Source organism: Nocardioides sp. NPDC006273, assembly GCF_040613495.1.
In the GTDB taxonomy this organism is placed as follows: domain Bacteria; phylum Actinomycetota; class Actinomycetes; order Propionibacteriales; family Nocardioidaceae; genus Nocardioides.
The window spans coordinates 80578-102271 of record NZ_JBEXSD010000008.1; the positions used below are offsets into that span (position 1 = coordinate 80578).

Sequence of the window (21694 nt, forward strand, 5' to 3'; positions counted from 1 at the left end):
CAGCGCTGGCCTGAAGAGGGTCCCGGAGCATTTCGTGCCGTGCCCGCGACAAAGATGGAGGAACGTTGAACACCAGACGGGATTCATCCGTCGAGCGGCAGAGCCCCCGCCGATGGTTCGAGCAGAAGCCCGATGCGCCGGCTCAGATCATGGCGGGGTCCGGGAACGCGTTGACCTACGCGGAGTTCGACGGTTATTCGCAGCGCCTCGCCCAGTACTTCAGATCCTTGGGCTTGACGACCGGAGCTCACATCGCGTACGCCACCGGCAATCACGAGCTCACGCTCAGTGCGTACTGGGCGGCGCAGCGTACCGGCCTGTTTTGGACACCGCTGAACACCAGGTGGACCGCAGCAGAGATCGCCTACATCCTGAACGACAGCCAGGCGCAAGCCGTGATCGTCAACCGTGACGCCGAAGGAACTGTGACGGAGGCACTCGCCGATGTGGACCACGACGTGTGGTGCTATCGCTCGACGAGGGCACCGCGGACGCCAGCGCGGCTGCGCTCCCGGCGGTCTTGGCCGACGTCGAACCCATCCATGCAGGTGCCGAGATGGAGGGAGTCGACATGCTCTACTCCTCGGGCACGACGGGCCGTCCCAAGGGCGTCATTCCAGATCAGCCGGGAAGGCCGTTCGGAGCCCCTAGCCGGGCGGCGGACGACATGAGGGCGATCTACGGCATCGGCGAGTCGACAGTGCATCTGGTCGCTACGCCGTTCTACCGCATCGTTGCCCTTGCCACGGCGATGATGACCCAACGTTGCGGCGGCACAGTGGTGGTGATGGACAGGTTCGACCCACAAGGGTTCCTGACGTGCGTACAGGACTTCGACGTAACGCACTCGAACGTCGTTCCGACGATCCTCTCCCGCCTCCTCGAGCATCGGGACTCGACCGGTGATTCCTACGATCTCTCATCCCTTCGGTTCCTGGGGCATGGCGGTGCACCTGTCCGCCTAGCATCAAGGAACAGGCGTTGGAGTGGTTCGGACTCATCGTCTACGACTGTTGGGGCGCCACGGAGCGTCCGGGGCTCAGCTTCCTCACGCCTGTGGGATGGAATGATCGCCCGATCTCCGCAGGGTTGGTGCTCCGTGGGAGATCTCGGTGACCTGGATGAAGAGGGCTACTTGTACCTGACCGACAGGGCTGCCTTCATCATCATCACCGGAGGCGAGAACATGTACCCGGTCGAGGTCGAGAACGCGCTCATCGCCCACCCCGACATCCGTGACGCCGCGGTCGTCGGTCACGAGGACCCGGATCTGGGCCAGCGGGTCGTGGCCTTCGTCGAACCGATACGTCCGGTCGAGAACGAGGTGGCGTGGGTGGAGTCCGTGAACAGGCGCCTGAGGGAGCACTTGGCCGGATACAAGTGTCCCCGTGAAATTCGGCTCGTAGACCAGTTGCCGCGCACGCCCACGGGCAAGGTGATGAAACGCGATCTCCTGTGAAGCCGACCAGCTTCCGCGTGTCTCTTCGGGAGAGCTCGCTGACGTCTGCTGGGCGGGGTCGTGTCAATTCTGTACTGGTCCTGGGCGAGTTCGACCTACGTGACGGGCGTCGCATCTTCGTACGTTGGGTGACCGGCAACACAAGTCCAACTCAGGAGGTTCGTACGTCGTGGACGTTGACAAGCGATCACCAGTAGCCACGCCACCGATCCGCGCCACGTCCTTTGGACGCAGGGTGAGAACAAGCGCGATTTCTTCATCTTCGTGATCGCTGCCGTGAAAGTTCGGTTCGTGGTGCTGGACTTCATGGAGCTGCGGTTGCGCCGCTGGGGGTACGGATCGGGCCGAGGTGTGGATCGTGTTGGTGACGTGCCTGATCGTCGGTTCTGATTCGCCACTCCGGCAGCCTGGGCTAGCAACCTGCAACCCCGGTCGGTGTTTCTGAAGCCGACGATCGGTTTGCTCAAACCGGAGCGAGGTAAAAGTACTGGCCGTCGGACTCGGCGTCGGCATGGCCATGCTCGTCGCGACGGTTGGCTGGCTCGCCTGGACGCAGCACGAGCAATCCGGCGTAGCGGAGGCGAGGGCTGGTGCGACCGAAGCGGCACGCCGTGGTCTCGTTGCCGCGCTGTTCTACGGCTACGGCACGATCGAGGAAACGGTGACGGCGGCCAGCCGTGGGCTAGCGGCAAATCCCGCAGCGACTACAGGACGCTCATGAGGGAGATGGTGGTGCCCTCGGCCAAGTCGCAGAAGCTTGTGACCAAGGCGTCCGCTGTCGAGGTCTTGGCCTTCGTCGATCAGACCACCGGCGGCAAGGGCTCGCGCTCGCCACCGCTGGGCGGCAGCCGGGTTCTCATGCGCGTGTCCAATGGATGATCGATGGCTGATTTCGAACCTTAAACCCCTGTGAGCGCCTGGTCTGCCACTTCAGTGAGCCGCGTTGTCGACGCGGTAACGCCCAGGTAACGTGTCCGGCACCAGGTGGTTGCCCAGACTGTGCGAGTGGAGTGCGTCATGGCAGTACGGTCGGGGAATAGCCCGTCCGGTGTTCCAGCGGAGCTGACCAGTTTCGTCGGCCGCCGGAAGGAGGCTGCTGAGGTACGGACACTCCTATCGACTGCGCGGCTGGTGACTCTCGCCGGCGTAGGCGGCGTCGGGAAGACGCGGCTGGCGCTGCGGGTGGCAAGCGACGTCCGCCGAGCCTTCCCCGACGGGGTCTGCTTGGTCGAACTGGCAGCCTTGAAGGATGCGGCTCTGTTGCCACACACCGTGGTGAACGCCCTCGAGTTGCAGGAGCAGTCCACAAGGCCTCCCACAACCGTCCTGTCGGACCATCTACGCGGTCGTCAGATGCTCCTGATCATCGACAATTGTGAGCACTTGCTGCAGGCTGTCGCTGACCTCGCTGAGCTTCTGCTCAAGATGGCACCGGAACTGAAGATCCTCGCTACCAGTCGGCAAGCCCTCCGGATCACCGGCGAGCACATCTATCTCGTCCCACCCCTCCCAGTCCCAGACCCGAGAGCTCCGCATACACCTGGCACGGCTACCGGCTTTCCGGCAGTTTCTCTGTTCGCCGACCGAGCCTCGTCGGCAGTGCCCGGTTTCACCCTCAGTCCTGCCAACGAAGCGGCAGTCATTCGCCTCTGTCACAGGCTGGAAGGCATCCCGCTCGCGATTGAGCTGGCCGCCGTCCGGCTACGCGTGCTGGATGTCTCGGACCTTGCAGATCGGCTCGACAGCAGGTTCGAGTTACTTCTTGCGGGGAGCAGGAGTGCTCCGAAACGGCACCAGACCTTAAAGGCACTAACCGACTGGAGCTACGACCTCTGTACCGTGCGCGAGCAGGAATTGTGGGCGCGTGCCGCGGTCTTCGCAAACGGATTCGAACTCAGTGCCCTCGAAGCCGTCTGTGCAGACGAACAAATTCCCACCGAGACCATTCTCGACACGCTTTCCGGGTTGACCGAAAAGTCGATCTTCGTGCGCGAGGAGCATGGGGGACGCATCCGTTTCCGCATGCTCGAGACCATTCGAGAGTACGGGCAGGATCGGCTACGTGAGAGCGGATCGGAACCGGTGTTTCGCCGCCGCCATAGGAACTGGTGCCTCCAACTTGTGGAGCAAGCTGCCACCGAATGGTTCGGCCCACTACAGGAGGACTGGGCGAGTGTTCTTCAGCACGAGCACGCGAACCTGCGTGGTGCACTCGAATACTCCCTCACGGAGCCAGGCGAGATCGGCGTCGCCCTTCGCATGGCTGGCCTTCCTGGGTTCATGTGGCTCGCGCTCGGATTCATGACTGAGGGTCGCCACTGGATCGAACGGGCCCTTCAAGCAGACAAGACGCCCAGCCACGAGCGTGCCTGGGCCTTAGCGACCTGCGGCTACATCGCAACCCTCCAAGGGGATACGGAAGCCCAAGCGGCGCTTCTTGGGGAAGCCCATCGGCTTGCCGTCGAACTCGACGACGACGCCGCTCGCGCCTACGCGACGCACTTGCTCGGAATGCAGGGCAACTTCAGTGGCGATCTCGCAGCCGGAATTCCGCTATTCCTCGAAGCTCTGGAACGCTACGCCGCCGTCGATGTGCCCCAGGACTACCCCAATTCACTTCGCATTCCATTGGCCATTACGTACCTGCTGCTGGGCGAGTTGGACAAGGGCTCGGCCGTGGTCGACGAACTCGATCGGCTGTGCGACGAAGCCGGCGAGCGCTGGCTCCTCTCGTATGCGAAATGTGTCCGTGCCTTCCACGACTTGCTGACTGGCCGCCTAACGGAAGCAGAGACACTTCTGCTTGATGCACTGAGAATCCGGCGGCCCTTCCATGACAACTTTTGGCGTGCGATGGCTTTGGACTTCCTTGGTTGGGTCACCGTTGCGAAGGGCGATTACAAACGCGCGGCAGTGATTCTGGGCTGCGCCGACACCCTCTGGCAGACGATCGGTGCGCCGCTATTCGGGTCAATCCAACTCCAGGCCTGCGGCCGACAATTCGAGGCTACCGTAAGAAAGGCCATCGGTGACGACGCGTTCGACAGTGCCTTCAAGCGCGGACAAGACCTAGACGGAAACACTGCGGTGGCATTCGCCTTGGGCGAACCCCTCCGCGAGCGGCAACGAGCCGGCGCCGGCCGGTCCGAAGCGACGCCAGAACCCAGCGAGCTTACCCGGCGCCAGCGTGAGGTTGCCGAACTGGTGGCGGACGGATTGACAAACGGTGGGATCGCCTCGCGGCTCTTCATTTCGCCGCGTACCGCCGAAGGACATGTGGAAAAGATCCTGGCCAAGTTGGGCTTCACCTCCCGTGCGCAGATCGTGAACTGGGTGGCAGCACAGCGATTCGCATCGGCCAACGACACCCGCTAACTGCTCGCGTTGCCAAGGGACATCTGGATCTCCCTGTAGGTGGGTCAGGTCAAGGGGATCACCCACGTCCAGCGGGCCTCGCTCAGGCGGAGTGAGGTGCCTTCAGTGGTGATGACGTGGGCGTGGTGCAGGAGCCGGTCGACGGCAGCAGTGGCCAGGGTCTTGGGCATGATGGTGTCGAACCCGGCGGGGTGCAGGTGGCTGGTGATGGCCAGGCTGCGGCGTTCGTAGGCGGCGTCGACGAGCCGGTAGAACGCCTCAGCAGCTGCTTGACTGCTGGGCAGGATGCCGATGTCGTCGACCACGATGAGTTCGGCCTGGGTGATCGTCGCGATGGTCTTGCTGATCGACCGGTCGGCGGCGGCCCTGCCCACGGTGGCGGTGAAGGATTCCAGGGTGAACCAGGACACCCGCATGCCAGCGTCGATGACGGCGTGGACGATGGCTTCGACGAAGTGGGTCTTCCCGGTGCCGGACGGGCCGGTGATCGCGAGGTTCTCAGCGCGGCCGATCCATTCCAGGATCGCCAGCGCGGACTGGGGCGGCGCAGGGATGCTGGGGTCGGCCTCGCGCCAAGAGGCGAACGTCTTCCCCACAGGCAGCCCTGCTTGCGCCGGTCGACGTGCATGGTCTCGTCGCGACCGCGGACCTCCTCGGCCAGCAGCGCCCGCAGGACCTCGGCGGGATCCCAGCGCTGTCCCTTAGCGGTCGCGATCACCTCCGGTGCGGCCGCTCGCAGGTAGGGAAGCAGCATCCGTTTGAGCAGGTCAGTGACATCCTTGAGCAGTGGCGGCGGTGTCGGCCCAGTCGGCCTTGCTGATCCGCGCCGACGCCTCTGAACCGCCCTCGGACTCAGGGTCGAAGGGGACGCAGGTGTGGACCTGGGTGCCGTAGTGCCGGCCGACCTCGACGACCTCGGGATCACGCACCGCCGCCCCAGCGACGTCGTCGATGCTGACGGTATTGGGGTTGTCGGTTAACAGGAACGACGGCACCCCACCCGCCATCCGCAGGTCCCTGGCCCGAGTCGAACCGCAGCCACAGCCGGGCTCGGCGATCCACGGCCGATACGCCCGCCGGTGCCCGCCCCGCCAGGCCCGCTTCGCCTCGGCCACCGCACGATGGGTGGTCCGCTCATCCCGGTGAGAAACCCGGCACGGCGAGCCGCTCATGGGCGTTGTCACTGCGGATCTTGCCGCCGCGCGGGGCCTCTACCCTCTCCTCGATCTTCGGCACGGACGGGTCCGTGATCCGCTCCCGCCGCGACGGGCCGGTCACCGGTTGCCCCTATCCCGTGCCGCGACATGGCGGCGCACTGTCTTCGGGTCCACACCCGCGAGCAGTGCTGCCGAGTGCGCGCTGCCCGTGGTGTCGAACGCTCCCAGAGGCTCCATGATCTCCCTTGTCAGACTTCTTCACGAGGGGCCGTTCCGACGGGAGCGACACGAAACCGCGTCGCTCCCACGACACCGCTGGCGACGGGCAGATCAGCTGTCCGTCAGCAGGGAAGTCCGTGTCCGCCTACAGGGATCTTGGCGTGTCCGCTGACACGCGCGACCGCCCGCTGAAATCGCACCGGCATCGGACGCGCGATGAGTGCACGGACCAAAGCCCGGGCCGCCGCACTCGTCCCGTCGTCGTTCTCGGCGGACCATCACCCGTTGCTCCGGCGCGACATCACCAGCACATGCGCCGCATCGCGGCCATGACGACGTTGGACCCTGAACAGGTACCTACACACGTATATACCCCCGTGTGCCGCAGCAAGCCCAGCAAGCACACTCAAGCCCAGAGTGCAATGTGGTCTTGCCCACTTATTCGCCCGTCAAATAGAAGGAGTTCCCGATGCCGCGGTGGCAGCTGTTTACGCCGAAGGACGCGTTCACACCCGTACATCGCGGACCGTGGATACGAGGTGGAATTCCACGTCGAGACCGCGCCGTTCGAGACCTGGAAGGTCGACGGCATGGCGCCGCCGCCCCCGGAGACGGTCGCCGAGCGGCACCGGTTCGAGGAGAACCTGAGCTTGCAGCACAGCGCCGAAGAACTGAGCAACGACTCGCAGGTGGCGACTGCTTGAAACGGGCACCGTCCTGCGCCGAGACCCTCAGGATCTGGCCCAGCACTTCCCAGGCTGTTTACTGAAATGGAGAAACCAATGCGTGAAAATATCGAGTTCGATGCTGAGGGAGTGACGCTGCGCGGCTGGTTCTACAAACCTGACGACGCGTCCGGCGAAGTGCCGTGCATCATCCTCACGCACGGATTTTCGTGTACAAAGGAGATGGGTCTCGAACCCTTCGCCGAGGTGTTCACCGCCGCGGGGTTCGCTTGCGTGGTCTATGACCACCGGGGGTTCGGTGCCTCGGACACTGCTCCGGGTAAGCCGCGGCAGGAGCTCGACCCGTGGGACCAGATCCACGACACCCAGCACGCGATCACCTACGCGCAGGGCAGGAATGACGTCGACGCCTCACGCATCGGGGTGTGGGGTTCCAGCTACTCGGGCGGCAACGCCTTCGTTGTCGCGGCGATCGACCGCCGCGTGAAGGCCGTATGCGGGCAGGTGCCTGGGGTCTCTATGCAGCGCACGTTCAAGACGGGCGTGCCCAAGGAGTTGTGGCAGACGGTATGGGACGCGCAGGCAGCCGATCGCCTCGCGCGAGCCCGCGGTGAGGCGCCCGCGATGATCCCGGTGGTCACCGCGGACCCCACGCAGCCGGCAGCCCTGCCGACGCCCGATGCCTACGAGTTCTTCTCCCCTTATGAGGGGACCGCGTGGCGCAACGAGGTGACGATGCGCTCGTTGGAGCAGGGCTACGAGCCAGGCGAGTTCCTTAAGTTCGTCGCTCCTACCCCGCTACTGATGGTGGTTGCCGAGGACGACACCATCGTGACGCCGGCCGAGTGGGCCAAGGAGGCGTTCGAGACCGCGGCCGAGCCCAAACGTCTCGTCTCGATCCCCGGCGGCCACTTCGACGCATACACCGGTCACCCCTTCGAGCTCTCGTCGGGCGCGGCACGCGACTGGTTCCTCGAGCACCTGACGCAGAAGGTCGCCCCAGCACCGGCCTGAGATCAGGGTCTACGACCGCGGCGGTCCTGGTCGCCAATCAGATTCAACACGTCTCATTCAATCCGGGCGTGGTCGTCAAAACTGTGAGCACTCGTTTCACAAATCAAAGGAGAAATAATCATGCCGTTCTGGAGAATCCACCACCCTGTTGGGGCCTACACCGATCAGGACAAGGAGGACTTCGCGAAGGCCATCACAGCTCGCTACGCGGCAGAAATGCCGGCGTTCTACTGCGACGTGTTCTTCTACGAGGTGGAGAAGAGGAACGCGTTCAGGGGTGGCGAGGCTGACGGCAACTTTGTTCGCATCCAGGTGGAACACATCGCACGAGCGATCGAAGGCAAGGTGATGCAGGAGTTCATCATGAACATGCTGACCGAGACCATCAGGCCTTGGCTCGACGGCCGGGGACACGTTTGGGAAATGAGCATCGGGGAGATGCCGGCCGAGCTGTGGACGGTCGACGGGTTCACCCCGCCGCCGTTCCGTTCACCGGCGGAGAAGCGGTGGATGAAGGACAACAAGCCATCCCCGTTCGACTGGACCGAAACGGTGGGTCTCAGCGGGGATGGCCAGATCGTGGGGCTGGTCGATCCCAGGGGCTGAATACCTAGCGACACGCAGCCTGACCAAACGCTCCGTATTCCCGCCCCGGGTCTCTGCTACCCAGAGGCCCGGGCCGTCGGGCCGTTCAACACGACACCATGCCGGCCGAGTTCGGATTCATGACGCGGGTCACGAGCGCTGGGACCTGGGTGGAACCGAGATCATTGAGCAATTCGCCGCCAAGCATTTCCGGGCGCGAACGTCATTGGTTGATTTTTGCGGTCAAACAGGTTCGACCCCACCTCCGGGGCTCCGCGGTGCCCGGTGCGACTTTCATCAGCAAACACCGTTGGAATTGAAATGGTAGGGATCGCTCTCTGCCGCAGCGAGCGATCACATGGAGAGGCAGAAACCACACATGCACGTACTCGAAGCCGCTGTCGATCCCGACGAGGCGTTCACCCAGGCGCTACAGGCCTCGACCCTGTGCGAGGCGTTCCAGATCACCGCCGCCGCGCGGGCCGACCAAGTCGCTGTGCGCACGGTCGACGGAGGCGTCTCCCTAACATTCGGTGCCCTCTCGGAGCGAGTCCGACGCCTGACGGCCGGCCTGGCAGCGCTGGGTGTTCGGCCCGGCGACACCGTCGCCATCATGCTCACGAATCGGCCAGAGTTTCACATCGTCGACCTGGCCGCCATGCACCTGGGCGCCCTACCGTTCTCCATCTACAACACCTCGGCACCCAACCAGATCGAATATCTCTTCAGCGACGCCGCGAACAGAATTGTGATCACCGAGCGAGCGTTCGTCGACCGCCTCGTGGCCGTGCGCGATGGCGGCATCCCGCTCGACATGATCGTGGTCGTCGACGGCGCACCGGAGGGGATGCTCAGCCTCGAGGATGTAGAAGCAGTAGCTGACCCCGACTTCGATTTCGACGCAACGTGGTCGGCGGTCAGTCCTGATGACGTCCTCACGCTCATCTACACCTCTGGAACCACGGGTCCACCCAAGGGTGTGGAACTCACTCACCACAACTTAATGAGTCAGATTCGCGCCCTGCAAGAAGCAATGCCCACCATGTCGGGCGGTCGCTTCATCTCCTTCCTGCCCTCCGCACACATCGGTGATCGGTGGGGTTCGCACTATTGCGCTCTGATGACCTGGGGATTCACTGTCACGACGTGTGCTGTCGGCGGCGAGGTGCTGGATGCCGTCGCGCAGGTGCGTCCGACGGTGTTCCATCCGGTGCCCCGTATCTGGGAGAAGGCCAAGGCCAAGTTGGAGGCGCAGCTCGAGGCCGACCCCAACTCGGCACGGCGCGCGCTGCTGCGCTGGGCCATCGACATCGGGATCAAGAAGGCGCAGGCCGGACGCGACAACCGTTCTCTCGGCAAGATCTTCGACATCCAGGCATCGGTCGCGGCCGCGCTCGTCGGTGACCGGTTCCGTCGAATGCTGGGCTTAGAGGAAATAGATTGGGTCCTCTCTGGATCGGCCCCGACTCCTCGCGACGTGTTCGATTTCTTCTCGGCAATCGGTGTTCCCATCTGCGAAGTGTGGGGCATGAGCGAAACGTCCCTTGCCATCACCATCAATCCGCGCGCCGCCATAAGGGAGGGAACGGTGGGGCTACCCTTGCCCGGTATCGAGGTGGCAGTCGCCGAGGACGGGGAGCTGCTCGTTCGTGGAGCGACGGTCATGCGTGGCTATCGCAATAAGCCTGACCAGACCGCCGAGGCGATTGATACGGACGGGTGGCTCCATTCCGGTGACATCGGGACGATCGACGAGGACGGCTACGTGCGGATCGTCGATCGCAAGAAGGAGATCATCATCAATGCGGCCGGCAAGAACATGTCCCCGGCGAATATCGAATCACGGTTGCGGTCGAGCAGCCCGCTGATCGGGCCGGTCGCCTGTATCGGTGACGGGCGGCTCTACAACGTCGCGTTGATCTCCCTCGACCCCGAGGCGGCTGCCGGGAGATCGGCAAGCGATCCGGCCGTCATCGCCGAGGTTGCAGCCGCGGTCGATCTCGCAAACTCGCAACTTTCCAGGGTGGAGCAGATCAAGAAGTTCAGGGTGGTCGAAGATTACTGGCTGCCCGGAGGCGACGAGCTCACGCCTACGATGAAGCTCAAACGCAGGATCGTCACGACAAAGTACGCCACTCAGATCGACGAACTGTACTCGACATGACGCGCCCGTCGACGAACGAGTCGTGCCGGCGGTGACTTCCAACCTGAGAAGGCCAGTTTCGTGCTGCCGCTCCACATGACGTCATTGAAGTCCCTGCTCATACGCTGGGAATAGATCCCTACCCCAAACCCGCAACCTGGAGGAATATCATGGATACAGACGCTAGATCGTCGGACGCAAAATCCGAATCGACGCCGGCCAAACCGAAGATCCGCGCAACGGTGTTCAACGGTCGGTGGCCGGAGATCCGGGCTCCCTATCCCGGAATAGAGACCGGGACTTTTCCGCCCTCCTCATCCACCATCGTGAGCGGCCAGACCGAGGCAGTTCTCATCGACGCCCAGTACCTCAAGGACGACGTTCGAGAGCTTGGTGATCTGATCGAGCGCACGGGAAAGACCCTCACCACGATCTACATCACGCATGCGCACCCTGATCACTACCTGGGCATTGGTCCGTTGAAGGAGCGGTTCCCCGAAGCGAAGTGCATTGCGCTGCCACATGTCGTCGAGGCGATGCCCGGGGCCATGGCCGAGTATGCCGAGCTATGGGAGATGATGTTCGGCGACACCAGCGTTCCCTACGGCGCGCTTCCCGACCCGTTCGAGGGCGACACGTTCTACGTCGACGGATCCCCGCTGAAGATCATCGAGGTCAAGCAGGCCGACGTCCATCCCACCACGATCGTGCACGTGCCCGATATCGACGTCGTGGTCGCCGGTGACGCGATCTACAACGAGATCCACCCGATGCTCGGCCTCTCCACACCGGAGGAATGGTCGGACTGGCTCGAGACCGTGGACCTCGTGGAGAGCCTGAACCCCCGCATGATCGTGGCCGGACACCGCAGGCCCGATGGCGACGACTACGCGGTCGACACCATGATCGCGCAAACCCGCGCTTACATCCAGCAGTTCGCAGCCGCGTTCGAGGTTGCGAAGGACGCCCAGGAGCTGACTGCCATCATGACGGAGAAGTTCCCTTACCACGGACAGGTTTGGACGCTGTCGTTCTCCGCCTTCGCTGCGTTCGCGGCGCGTGACGCGGAGTAGGTTTGAGGCAGTCCCCGTTTGGCGGAATATTCGGACGTCCCACTCGACGCCGCCGGTCGTGTGTCATTTCTGTACCGGTGTTCGGCGGGTTCGGCCTACGTGGCGGACTTCGCATCTTCGTACGTTGGGTGTGACCGGCAACACAAGTTCAACCCAGGAGGTAGTACGTCGTGGACGTTGAAAAGCGATCACCAGAAGCCACTCCACCGATCCGCGCCACGGCCTTCGTGGGCCGGTGGCCCAATGTCCCCGCGGGCGATTGGCCCGAGATGCCGACCGGTACTTTTTCGCCCACCAGCGCGACCCTCATCAGCGGTCCGACCGAGGCGGTTCTGATCGACGCTCTCTACCTCAAGGACGACGTCCGAGAGCTCGGGGACCTGATCGAACGCACAGGCAAGTCGTTGACGGCGATCTACATCACCCATGCGCACCCCGACCACTACGCCGGTTTCGGACCGCTCCTCGAGCGATTCCCAGGCGCAAAGTGCGTTGCAATGCCGCACGTGGTCGAGGCCATCAAGGAAGGGATGGACCTGCACACGCAGCAGTGGGCGATGCTCTTCGGCGACGCCTGCGTGACGCCGGGGCCGCTCCCGGACCCAATCGAAGGACGGACCCTGTTCGTCGACGGGTCACCGGTGAAGATCATCGAGGTGAAGCAGGCCGACATCCATCCCACCTCGATCGTGCACGTGCCCGATATCGACGTCGTGGTCGCCGGTGACTCCATCTACAACGAGATCCACCCGATGCTCGGCCTCTCCACACCGGAGGAATGGTCGGACTGGCTCGAGACCGTCGACCTTGTGGAGAGCCTGAACCCCCGCATGATCGTGGCCGGACACCGCAGGCCCGATGGCGACGACTACGCCGTTGAGACGATGATCGCGCAGACGCGTGCCTACATCCAGGACTTCGCAGCTGCCTATGAGGTCGCCAAGGACGTCGAGGAGCTGGTGACCATCATGACGGAGAAGTACCCCCACCACGGCAATCTCTGGAGCCTGCAGTTCTCCGCCGGGAGCGTACTCCAGTACCGCGAGACCGGCCAGACAGCAGCGGACATCGAGCCCGACGCAGGGTGAGGTCAAGCGTGATTTCTTCATCTTCGTGATCGCTGCCGTGAAGGTCCGGTTCGTCATGCTGGACCTTCACGGAGTTGCGGCATGCGCCGCAGCCGGTGCGGAGCGCGGCTGGGCGAGGATCTGCTGACCGAAGCCGTACGGGTCGCAGATTCCTGGACCCTGGGTCGGTCCTAGCCGCGGTAGTCCTGAGTCGCCAGATGGTGCGGCGCAACGGCACCCTGTCGCACCCTACTGACGCTCACCGGATCGATTCGCTTGCCATGTTCTGGAGCAGCGTCGGCGACGGCAAGGAAGGCGTGGCGGCCTTCTTGGAGAAGCGGAAGCCCGACTTCCAAGGGCAGGCGTCCGTGATGCCCGACTTCTACAACGACTGGGTGAGGAGCCAGGCCAGTCCTGGCTGAGCCTGTCTGCTCCAGCCACATCAACACCCAGGAACACGAGGAGAACCATGAGTAAGAGAACCCGAATGCCGCACTGGGCCACGCGACCGAGACGGCGTCTCGATCGACTCGCCGACGCCGCGCGCCGCCTCCACGATGCCGTCCTCGAGGCCGGCCCGGACATCACCTCGGCAACCACTTCCGGGCAGCTGCGTCGCTGCGCGTATGACGGCGTGGTCGAAGAGCCGGTCCTCGCCCAGTACCTCGCGATGGTGCGCCAACGCGCTTATCGCGTCACCGATGCGGACATCACCGCGCTGCGCGCGCACGGGCTGTCCGACGATGCGATCTTCGAACTCACGGTGGCCGCTGCGCTCGGTGAGGGCCAGCGGCGGTTGGCCGCCGGCTTGGCGCTTCTCGAGCCGGCAGCGGGTCAGCGATGAGGCTCTCCAGCTACGAGATCGGCCGCCGGCCCGCCCAGCGCGCGTTCCTGGCCGTCACCGGCCTGCTGGGGTCGCCGATCAACGACGTCGGCAAGGTCTCCATGCGCCGTGCGGAGTTCTTCGGCCGCCCGTTCATGGCTCTTGCCCAGCTCGCACTCCGAGGCCGTTCGGGCTGGAGCGTCGGGGAACGTGAGCTTTTCGCCGCGGTCGTGTCGCAGGCGAACTCGTGCGCTTTCTGTATCGGCACCCACGGTGCCATTGCCGGGTCGGCGCTCGGCATCGCTGTGGACGAATCATGGCGAGACGGCAGATTCGGAGCCCGTGCGATGGCCGCGGCAGAGTTCGTCGACGCACTGACAACGGATCCGGACCGCGTCGGGCCCGAGCTCGTGGCAGCGGCCCGAGCCGCAGGCGTCGATGACGCGGCCCTCGCTGAGGCGGTCTACGTGGCCTTCGCGTTCAACACCGTGAACCGGGTCGCTGACGCCCTGGGCTTCGAGCACCGCTCGTACCGCGAGCTTCGGCGAGACGCCCGCTTCCTGCGCATCAACGGGTACCGGATGCCGGGTTTCCTGCTGCGCTGAAGGCGCGGACACCGCGTTACGAGGATGGCGACCCCCGGAATACAGCATCCGGATTGTGGGATGAGCCACGCGCCTGCCGCCGTAGCCCGGCGAACATCACGCCGATGTTGGCGACCCTGTACCTATGTTCGGCAATTTTTGACGATTCGATCGGGAGGGCGATCCATAAAATTGCAACTATGACAGCAACACGCATGCTCCGTTTCCGTCAGGCCACTATCGTCGCGCGCGACCTCGACGCGGCCGTTGAGATGCTTCGGGCGGAGCTCCCGCTCGGCGATCCTTTCCGCGACCCGGAGGTGGCCCAGTTCGGTCTCCACAACGCCGTCTTGCCACTCGGTGACACGTTTGTCGAGGTCATCTCCCCGGTCGAGGAAAACACGGCAGCCGGCCGCCACCTGGAGCGGCTCGGTGGCGATGGTGGCTACATGGCGATGTTTCAGGTCGACGACATCGCCGCCGCCCGCGCTCGAATCAAGCAGCTCGGTTTGCGCGTCATCTACGAGCTGGATCGCGAGGGCGACACCGACATTCACCTGCATCCCGTCGACGTGCCGGGCGCGATCGTCGCGGTCGACCGGATGGAGGAGTCGGCGTCGTGGCGTTGGGCCGGCCCCGGGTGGATCGCCGAGGCACCGGCCGAGACAGGTCCTGGCCGTGTGACCGGTGCGACCTTGACAGCTCGCGAGCCGGCGAAGCTGGCGAGCAGGTGGGCAGCCGTCCTCGGTGCGGAAGCCGACGGAGACCGAATCGCGCTGGACGGCGGCGAGTTGCACTTCATCACGGGCGAGCGCGACGGCATCACAGCCTTTCACGTTGAGGGGCTCGAGGCCGACGTCACCATCTGTGGCGTCGATTTCGTACGCGCCTGAGCTCGCGCAAGCACAGGGGCGGGACCATGTCAATTCTGTACCGGTGTTCGGCAAGTTCCACCTAGGTGACGGACGTCGCATCTTCATACGTTAGGTGTGACCGGCAGCACATTCACCCATCATGTACAAGGAGCTTCCGATGCCGCTGTGGCAGTTGCTTATCCCGGAGAACGCGTTCACATCCGAAGAGAAGGCTGAGCTGGCCGAGAAGATCACCAACATCTACTCGTCCGACTGGTCGAAGGAGAACTTCGGTTTCGAGCTGCCGAAGTTCTATACCTCAGTGGTCTTCCACGAGGTCAAGGCTGAGGACTTCTACGTCGGCGGTGAGTCGCGCGACAAATTCGTCCAGATCGAGGTCGTCCACATCGCCCGCACGAACGAGGGGGCCGCGGCCCTAGCGGGCATCACTGTCGAGGAGATCCTCCGACGGTACTTCGAGAACGTCAACGGGTTGCTCAAGCCGTACATGGCAGACCGCGGCTACGAGGTGGAGTTCCACGTCGAGACCGCGCCGTTCGAAACCTGGCAGATCGACGGCATGACGCCGCCGCCCCCCTACTCCGTGGCAGAGCGGCGTTGGTACGAGGAGAACCAGAGCTCGCCGTACACCGCCGAGGAAGTGAGCGACGACCCGCAGGTGGCGGCCACTGCCTGAAACGGGCACCTGCCTGTACGAAGACCCGGGGTGCGTGCCGCAGCGCCAGGACCGGCTTCGCGACCGAGCTGATGAACCGCTCGGTGTCCCTGGCCGTGGGGTAGGCGACCGAACGACGCAGCCGCTGCGACAGCGACGGACGTACGCCGCCATCGGCTGTCCCTCCCAGCCGAGCCGAGGAGATCGCGGCCGGGAGCGCGTAGCGCACGCTCTCGGTCTTGAACGACTCCAGCCGTAGCGATCGATAGAGCCCGACCGCGACCAGTGCGAGCACGATCGAGAACGGCAGACCCATGATGATCGTCGCATTGGTCAGAGTCGTGAGCCACGCGTCGCCGCCGGCGAACATCAGCGCCAGCGTGAGCGCACCGATCGCGAAGGACCAGAAGATCCGTACCGGCACCGAGCAGTCGGCCATCGGGTGTGGCAGACGTGAGGTGAAGTTGCCCATCACCAGCGCGCCGGAGTCGGCCGAGGTGACGTAGTAGAGGAAACCGGTCAAGGTGGCGACCGCGATCACCAGAGTCGCCGCCGGGTAGGCCTCGAGGAAGACGTAGAAGCCCTGCGCGTAGTTGCCGTTGGTCAGCTCGCCGAACTCGGCGTCGCCGCCTCGGATCCGGCCCAGAGCGCTGTTACCGAAGATCGAGACCCACAGCAGGATGAAGCCGAACGGGATCATCATCACGCCGACCAGGAACTGCCGGATCGTCCGGCCACGCGAGATCCTGGCGAGGAACAGGCCGACGAACGGCGCCCAGGCCACCCACCAGGCCCAGAAGAAGAGGGTCCAGAGGTTCTTCCAGGCGCCGACGTCGGGGTTCTCGACGGTGTCGTAAGGCATCGTGTCGAAGCTCATCCCGGGCAGGTGCACGAGATAGTCACCCAGGTTCATCACCAGCGAGTTGAGCAGGAACGCGGTGTTGTCGGAGAAGAGCACATAGAGCATCAGCGCGACCGAGAGCAGCACGTTGAGCTCGGAGATCCGGCGGATGCCCTTGTCGACCCCGGAGATCGCCGAGATGGTGCCGAGCAGCACCGCGACCACCACGAGCCCGACCTGCGCGCCGCGGCCCTCGGGGATGTCGAAGAGGACGTTGAGGCCGGCGTTGAGCAGGGCGATGGAGATGCCGAGCGAGGTCGCGATACCGAAGATGGTGCCGAGGACCGCGGCCAGGTCGATGCTGTCACCGAGCCGCCCGTGGATCCGCTTGCCGAAGATCGGGTAGAGCGCGGAACGGATCGAGAGCGGCAGCCCGTGGCGGAAGGAGAAGTAGCCCAGCGCCATGCCCATGACCGCATACATCGCCCAGCCGGACAGGCCGTAGTGGAACAGCGTCCAGGTGACCGCCTGCTCGGCGGCGGCGATGGTGCTGCCCTCGCCGGTGGGCGGGGTGAGGTACTGCGATACCGGCTCGGCGACCGAGTAGAACATCAGGTCCGCGCCGATGCCGGCCGCGAAGAGCATCGCGGTCCAGGTGAACATCGAGTACTCCGGCCGCGACTCCTCCGGGCCCAGCCGGATCCGCCCGTAGCGGGACAGGCAGATGAACAGGACGAACGCGATCAAGGCAGCGGCGAGCGTGAAGTACCACCAGCCGAAGTACGTCGAGATCCATCCGACGACATGTCCGATGGCGGCGCCCGCGGTGTCAGGTGCGAGCAACGTGAAGAGCGTGAACGCGACCACGACCCCGGCGGAGCCGAAGAAGACGGTCTTGTTCAGCTCCGGCTTCGTCGTCGGGATCTCGTCTGGGTCAGCGGCGGGTTCACCCATCGGCGTACGCGATGGGTCGATCGTCTCCGGCATGAGCTGTCTCCTCCGGTTAGGGTGCCCGGCACCCTAGTCCACCCGGCGCCGGCTTTGGTCGGTCAGGTCTCAGGACTGGTTGCGCGGATCCCCCGCCGGCCACAGCGGCGAGTCGTCGCGGTGGCGGTAGTAGGGAACGTCGGAGGGTGCCAGCGGGGTGTTGCCCGCGATCAGGTCGGCGGCCTTCTCGGCGACCATCATCACCGGTGCGTAGATGTTGCCGTTGGTGACGTAGGGGAAGACGCTCGCATCCACGACCCGCAGCCCCTCGGTGCCGTGGACCTTCATCGAGGTGGGGTCGGTCACCGCCATCTCGCCGGTGCCCATCGCCGCGGTGCACGAGGGGTGCAGCGCGGTCTCGGCGTCCTTGCGGACCCACTCGAGGATCTCCTCGTCGGTCTCCACCGACGGGCCCGGGGACATCTCGCCGGCGTTGAAGGAGGCGAAGGCGGGCTGGTTGAGGATGTTGCGGGCCACCCGCACCGCCTCGACCCACTCGCGGCGGTCGTTGGGGGTGGAGAGGTAGTTGAACAGCATCGAGGGGTGCTCGAAGGGGTCGTCGGACTTGATCCGGACGTGACCGCGGGTGTCGGCGTACATCGGGCCGATGTGCACCTGGTAGCCGTGCTGGCCCTTCTCCTGACCGGGAGCCATCGACCCGTCGTAGCGGATCGCGATCGGCAGGAAGTGGAACATCAGGTTGGGCCAGTCCACGTCCTCGTTCGACCGCGCGAAGCCGCCGCCCTCGAAGTGGTTGGTCGCGCCCAGCCCCTTCTTCTGGAAGAGCCACTGCCAGGCGATCTTGGGCCGCTGGTGCCACACCAGGCCGGGGGCGATCGAGACCGGCTGCTTGGAGGCGTACTGGATGTAGACCTCGAGGTGGTCCTGGAGGTTCTCCCCCACGCCCGGGAGGTTGTGCACGACGTCGATCCCGTTCGAGCGCAGCAGGGACTCCTCGCCCACCCCGGAGAGCTGGAGCAGCTGCGGGGTGTTGATCGCGCCGCCGCAGCAGATGACCTCCTTGGCGCGGACGAAGTGGTCCTTGCGGGCGCGCCCGACGCCGCGGACGTAGTCCAGACCGGTCACCCGCGGGACGTCGCCGGAGGTGTCGAAGCGGATCTTCGTCGCGTGCGCGAAGGTCTCGACGGTGAGGTTGGGGCGATTCATGACCGGGTGCAGGTAGGCCCGCGCAGCAGACCAGCGGCGGCCGTCCTTCACGTTGCGGTCGAAGGGCGCGAAGCCCTCCTGGCGATAGCCGTTGACGTCGTCGGTCAGCGGGTAGCCGGCCTCCTGGGCGGCCTCGAAGAACGCCGAGAAGAGCGGGTTGGACGCGGGCCCGCGCTCGAGGTGGAGCGGACCGGAGCCACCGCGCCACTGGTCGGCGCCGGAGGTGCCGTCCTCGAGGAAGCGGCTCTCCATGCGCTTGAAGTAGGGCAGGCAGTGGCGGTAGTCCCAGGTCTCCATGCCCGGGTCGGCCGCCCAGCGCTCGAAGTCCATCGGGTTGCCGCGCTGGAAGATCATCCCGTTGATCGAGCTCGATCCACCGAGGAGCTTGCCGCGGGCGTGGTAGACCTTGCGACCGCCCAGGTGCGGCTCGGGATCGGTCTCGTAGCCCCAGTCGTAGAGCTTCGAGCCGATCGGGAACGGCAGCGCCGCCGGCATGTGGATGAACGGGTCGATCTTGAAGTCGCTGTGACCGGCCTCCAGCACCAGCACCTTCGTGCCGGGGTCGGCGCTGAGCCGGTTGGCGATCGCCGAGCCGGCCGAGCCGCCACCGACGATGACGAAGTCGTACGTCGCGGTCATCTCAGTTCTCCTTCGCTGTGCCGGTTTCCTGGGCGCGGGGTGCGAACCAGTGCTGCGGGCTCGGGTCGATGTTGTGCCAGATGTGCTTGGTCTCGCGGTACTCCTCGAGCCCGGCCTGGCCGAGCTCGCGGCCGATCCCGGACTGCTTGTAGCCGCCCCACTCGGCCTGGGCGACGTACGGGTGGTAGTCGTTGATCCAGACGGTGCCCATCCTGAGCTTGGCGGCGACGCGCTCGGCACGGCCGCCGTCGCTGGTCCACACGGCGCCGGCGAGCCCGTAGATGGAGTCGTTGGCGATGCGGACGGCGTCGTCCTCGTCGGTGAAGGTCTCCACGGTGAGGACCGGCCCGAAGGACTCGTCCTGGGTCACACTCATCTCGGTGGTGCAGTCGTCCAGGATGGTGGGCAGGTAGTAGAAGCCGTCGGCCAGCGCGGGGTCGTCGGGGCGCTTGCCGCCGGTGCGGAGGGTGGCGCCCTCAGCGAGGCCCTTCGCGACGTACGCCTCGACCTTGTCGCGGTGGGCGCTGCTGGTCAGCGGCCCGGTCTCGGCAGCGTCGTCGAACGGGCCGCCGAGGCGGATCTGCTCGGCGCGGGCGACCAGCTCCTCGACGAACTTCTCCTTGATCGACTCCTCGATGATCAGCCGAGCGCCTGCGGAGCAGACCTGGCCGGAGTGGAGGAAGACCGCGGTCAGCGCGAAGTCGAGCGCCGTCTCCAGGTCGGAGTCGGCGAAGACGATGTTGGGGTTCTTGCCGCCGAGCTCGAGGGCGATCTTCTTCACCGTGTCCGCGGCGTTCACCATCAGCCGCTTGCCGGTGGCCAGACCACCGGTGAAGGAGACCAGGTCGACGCGCGGGTCCTCCGACAGCGGGGCGCCCGCGGTCGGGCCCTCGCCGAGCACCAGGTTGCCGACGCCGGCCGGCAGGCCGGCCTCCTCGAGCACCTTCATCAGGTGGATGGCGGTGTGCGGCGTGATCTCGCTGGGCTTGAGCACGAACGTGTTGCCCGCGGCCAGGCACGGCGCGACCTTCCACGCCACCTGCAGCAGCGGGTAGTTCCACGGGGTGATCAGCCCGCAGACGCCGACCGGCTCGTGCACGATCCGGCTCTTCACGCTCGGGTTCCCGGTGTCGACCACGCGCCCGGCTTCCTCGGTGGCGATGTGCCCGAAGTGACGGAAGACCGAGACCACGTCGGCCACGTCGTACTCGCTCTCCACCAGTCGCTTTCCGGTGTCGAGCGACTCCGCGCGGGCGACGATCGCGGTGTCCCGCTCGAGCAGGTCGGCGACCCGCAGCAGAAGGTCGCCCCGTTCTCGCGCGGGCGTTGCCGGCCACTCGCCACTGTCGAAGGCGTTCCGCGCCGCGGCGATCGCGGCCCGGGTGTCCTCGGCTCCAGCCTCCGCGACGGTTCCGACGACCGCGCCGTCGGCGGGACAGCGGATCTCCCGCTCGTCGCCCGACTGCGCGGGCAACCAGCGTCCGTCGATGTAGATCTGGCTCATACAACCTCCGGCGTCGGGGTCGCTCAACAGGCAACCGCGGGTGAATACATCTGATCCTGCGTGGACATGAAGGGCCAGGTCAAGGGATTGACGGGACAAGATTGTTGCAGGTGGTACAAAATTGTTCCAACTGATACAAATCGCTACCGCCGGTTGTTAGAGTCACCGCATGACGACCGCGCGTACCGCGCCCGCCAAAGATCCACAGCGCCGTGCCGCCTGGGCCGAGCTGGCGACCGACTACGTCCACGAGCACGGACTGATCGGCCTGAGCCTGCGCCCGCTCGCCGCCGAGCTGGGCACCAGCAACCGGGTCCTGCTCTACCACTTCGGCACCAAGGACCAGCTGGTCGCCGACGTGCTCCGCACGTCCAACGAGCGGTCGGTCGCCGAGGTCGCCGCGCTCGAGCCCTCGAAGGACCTGCGAACCGCCGTCTATGACCTGTGGGCCGTGATGGAGGGCGACCGGTGCAGCTGGATCTATGTGGAGGCGGCCGCGCTCGGTCTCTTCGGCAGGGAGCCGTACGTCTCAGCGGTCCGCGAGGCCAACACACTGTGGATGGGCGCACTCATCGCGCACTTGGACAAGTCCGGCGTGGATCCCGCCGTCGCAGAACGGGCTGCCCACGTCATCGACGCCGCCTTCATGGGCTTCCAGCTCAGCATGGGTCCTGACGGCAGCCTCCCCGAGCGTTCCCGGTCCGTCGCTGATCTAGCCGATGCCGTCGCCGCTCTGGCCTGAACCACGCACCCCCTCCGCGGACCGCTCCAGTCGACGTCACACTCCCGGATCCTGGACAGAGGTCGAACCACGATCGCTGATTTCCGCGACGCCGCGGCG

At 65.2% G+C, this 21694-nt stretch carries 19 protein-coding genes and 2 pseudogenes; 16 read left to right on the top strand and 5 right to left on the bottom strand.

The genetic code is table 11. The features are described 5' to 3' along the window. Positions 1-149: 149 nt before the first annotated feature. The 4 genes and pseudogenes from ABZZ22_RS05685 to ABZZ22_RS05700 form a co-directional block, all read left to right on the top strand. A pseudogene (locus ABZZ22_RS05685) lies at positions 150-419 on the top strand (AMP-binding protein); the annotation flags it as partial. A 41-nt stretch (positions 420-460) separates the two neighbouring features. Further along, complete coding sequence (locus tag ABZZ22_RS05690) at positions 461-1459, top strand: AMP-binding protein (protein ID WP_354927684.1); 999 nt, start codon at positions 461-463, stop codon at positions 1457-1459. A 717-nt stretch (positions 1460-2176) separates the two neighbouring features. Then, a complete protein-coding gene (locus ABZZ22_RS05695) occupies positions 2177-2338 on the top strand; it encodes a hypothetical protein (protein ID WP_354927686.1) in 162 nt (53 codons plus the stop codon). Positions 2339-2476: 138 nt separating this feature from the next. After that, the gene (locus ABZZ22_RS05700) at positions 2477-4834 is read left to right on the top strand and encodes a LuxR C-terminal-related transcriptional regulator (protein ID WP_354927688.1); all 2358 of its coding nucleotides are present in this window, start codon (positions 2477-2479) and stop codon (positions 4832-4834) included. A gap of 44 nt (positions 4835-4878) precedes the next feature. Here the strand turns inward: ABZZ22_RS05700 and ABZZ22_RS05705 are convergent, their stop codons facing one another. Both ABZZ22_RS05705 and ABZZ22_RS05710 read right to left on the bottom strand, forming a co-directional pair. Continuing rightward, a complete protein-coding gene (locus tag ABZZ22_RS05705; protein WP_354927690.1) occupies positions 4879-5430 on the bottom strand; it encodes an ATP-binding protein in 552 nt (183 codons plus the stop codon). A gap of 171 nt (positions 5431-5601) precedes the next feature. Further along, entirely contained in the window at positions 5602-5949 is a 348-nt protein-coding gene (locus ABZZ22_RS05710) for a hypothetical protein (RefSeq protein WP_354927692.1), read from the bottom strand. A 683-nt stretch (positions 5950-6632) separates the two neighbouring features. Here ABZZ22_RS05710 and ABZZ22_RS05715 point away from each other — a divergent pair. The 11 genes and pseudogenes from ABZZ22_RS05715 to ABZZ22_RS05765 form a co-directional block, all read left to right on the top strand. Continuing rightward, a complete protein-coding gene (locus tag ABZZ22_RS05715) occupies positions 6633-6914 on the top strand; it encodes a tautomerase family protein (RefSeq protein ID WP_354927748.1) in 282 nt (93 codons plus the stop codon). 78 nt (positions 6915-6992) lie between these two features. After that, positions 6993-7910 (top strand): alpha/beta fold hydrolase, encoded by a 918-nt coding sequence (locus tag ABZZ22_RS05720; RefSeq protein WP_354927693.1) that lies wholly within the window; start codon positions 6993-6995, stop codon positions 7908-7910. A 120-nt stretch (positions 7911-8030) separates the two neighbouring features. After that, positions 8031-8516, top strand: coding sequence for a tautomerase family protein (locus ABZZ22_RS05725; protein ID WP_354927695.1), 486 nt, complete (start codon positions 8031-8033; stop codon positions 8514-8516). Positions 8517-8874: 358 nt separating this feature from the next. Then, the gene (locus tag ABZZ22_RS05730) at positions 8875-10659 is read left to right on the top strand and encodes a long-chain fatty acid--CoA ligase (RefSeq protein WP_354927697.1); all 1785 of its coding nucleotides are present in this window, start codon (positions 8875-8877) and stop codon (positions 10657-10659) included. Positions 10660-10808: 149 nt separating this feature from the next. Further along, positions 10809-11711: an MBL fold metallo-hydrolase gene (locus ABZZ22_RS05735; RefSeq protein WP_354927699.1), complete on the top strand. Its 903-nt coding sequence runs from the start codon at positions 10809-10811 to the stop codon at positions 11709-11711. A 170-nt stretch (positions 11712-11881) separates the two neighbouring features. Continuing rightward, positions 11882-12799, top strand: a complete 918-nt coding sequence (locus tag ABZZ22_RS05740) for an MBL fold metallo-hydrolase (protein WP_354927701.1) — start codon at positions 11882-11884, stop codon at positions 12797-12799. 260 nt (positions 12800-13059) lie between these two features. Continuing rightward, positions 13060-13200, top strand: a complete 141-nt coding sequence (locus ABZZ22_RS05745) for a hypothetical protein (RefSeq protein ID WP_354927703.1) — start codon at positions 13060-13062, stop codon at positions 13198-13200. Between the two features lie 47 nt (positions 13201-13247). Continuing rightward, positions 13248-13622 carry a hypothetical protein gene (locus ABZZ22_RS05750; protein ID WP_354927705.1) on the top strand — a complete coding sequence of 125 codons (375 nt, stop codon included), beginning with the start codon at positions 13248-13250 and terminating at the stop codon, positions 13620-13622. Further along, on the top strand, positions 13619-14206 hold the full coding sequence (locus tag ABZZ22_RS05755; protein WP_354927707.1) for a carboxymuconolactone decarboxylase family protein: 588 nt from the start codon (positions 13619-13621) through the stop codon (positions 14204-14206). Before ABZZ22_RS05750 ends, ABZZ22_RS05755 begins: the two co-directional genes overlap by 4 nt. A gap of 104 nt (positions 14207-14310) precedes the next feature. Further along, positions 14311-15078, top strand: coding sequence for a VOC family protein (locus ABZZ22_RS05760; RefSeq protein ID WP_354927709.1), 768 nt, complete (start codon positions 14311-14313; stop codon positions 15076-15078). Positions 15079-15217: 139 nt separating this feature from the next. Next, positions 15218-15616: pseudogene (locus ABZZ22_RS05765) on the top strand (tautomerase family protein); the annotation flags it as partial. On the opposite strand, the gene betT reads toward ABZZ22_RS05765, so the two are convergent. From betT to ABZZ22_RS05780, 3 genes are all read right to left on the bottom strand, one after another. Next, positions 15537-17543 carry a choline BCCT transporter BetT gene (gene betT, locus ABZZ22_RS05770; RefSeq protein WP_354927711.1) on the bottom strand — a complete coding sequence of 669 codons (2007 nt, stop codon included), beginning with the start codon at positions 17541-17543 and terminating at the stop codon, positions 15537-15539. The pseudogene ABZZ22_RS05765 and the gene betT overlap by 80 nt on opposite strands. Before the next feature lie 69 nt (positions 17544-17612). Next, on the bottom strand, positions 17613-19349 hold the full coding sequence (betA, locus tag ABZZ22_RS05775) for a choline dehydrogenase (RefSeq protein ID WP_354927713.1): 1737 nt from the start codon (positions 19347-19349) through the stop codon (positions 17613-17615). A 1-nt stretch (position 19350) separates the two neighbouring features. Beyond that, entirely contained in the window at positions 19351-20853 is a 1503-nt protein-coding gene (locus ABZZ22_RS05780; RefSeq protein ID WP_354927715.1) for an aldehyde dehydrogenase family protein, read from the bottom strand. Between the two features lie 169 nt (positions 20854-21022). Between ABZZ22_RS05780 and ABZZ22_RS05785 the strand changes: the two genes are divergently transcribed. Continuing rightward, positions 21023-21595: a TetR/AcrR family transcriptional regulator gene (locus ABZZ22_RS05785; protein ID WP_354927718.1), complete on the top strand. Its 573-nt coding sequence runs from the start codon at positions 21023-21025 to the stop codon at positions 21593-21595. The last annotated feature ends 99 nt before the right edge of the window (positions 21596-21694 follow it).

Bases quoted from the DNA above. Each gene is read 5' to 3' on its own strand.
- ABZZ22_RS05695 (WP_354927686.1), top strand. From the start codon at position 2,177: ATGAGGGAGATGGTGGTGCCCTCGGCCAAGTCGCAGAAGCTTGTGACC.
- ABZZ22_RS05700 (WP_354927688.1), top strand. From the start codon at position 2,477: ATGGCAGTACGGTCGGGGAATAGCCCGTCCGGTGTTCCAGCGGAGCTG.
- ABZZ22_RS05715 (WP_354927748.1), top strand. From the start codon at position 6,633: ATGTGGTCTTGCCCACTTATTCGCCCGTCAAATAGAAGGAGTTCCCGA.
- ABZZ22_RS05720 (WP_354927693.1), top strand. From the start codon at position 6,993: ATGCGTGAAAATATCGAGTTCGATGCTGAGGGAGTGACGCTGCGCGGC.
- ABZZ22_RS05725 (WP_354927695.1), top strand. From the start codon at position 8,031: ATGCCGTTCTGGAGAATCCACCACCCTGTTGGGGCCTACACCGATCAG.
- ABZZ22_RS05730 (WP_354927697.1), top strand. From the start codon at position 8,875: ATGCACGTACTCGAAGCCGCTGTCGATCCCGACGAGGCGTTCACCCAG.
- ABZZ22_RS05735 (WP_354927699.1), top strand. From the start codon at position 10,809: ATGGATACAGACGCTAGATCGTCGGACGCAAAATCCGAATCGACGCCG.
- ABZZ22_RS05745 (WP_354927703.1), top strand. From the start codon at position 13,060: ATGTTCTGGAGCAGCGTCGGCGACGGCAAGGAAGGCGTGGCGGCCTTC.
- ABZZ22_RS05750 (WP_354927705.1), top strand. From the start codon at position 13,248: ATGAGTAAGAGAACCCGAATGCCGCACTGGGCCACGCGACCGAGACGG.
- ABZZ22_RS05755 (WP_354927707.1), top strand. From the start codon at position 13,619: ATGAGGCTCTCCAGCTACGAGATCGGCCGCCGGCCCGCCCAGCGCGCG.
- ABZZ22_RS05760 (WP_354927709.1), top strand. From the start codon at position 14,311: ATGTTGGCGACCCTGTACCTATGTTCGGCAATTTTTGACGATTCGATC.
- betT (WP_354927711.1), bottom strand. From the start codon at position 17,543: ATGCCGGAGACGATCGACCCATCGCGTACGCCGATGGGTGAACCCGCC.
- betA (WP_354927713.1), bottom strand. From the start codon at position 19,349: ATGACCGCGACGTACGACTTCGTCATCGTCGGTGGCGGCTCGGCCGGC.
- ABZZ22_RS05780 (WP_354927715.1), bottom strand. From the start codon at position 20,853: ATGAGCCAGATCTACATCGACGGACGCTGGTTGCCCGCGCAGTCGGGC.
- ABZZ22_RS05785 (WP_354927718.1), top strand. From the start codon at position 21,023: ATGACGACCGCGCGTACCGCGCCCGCCAAAGATCCACAGCGCCGTGCC.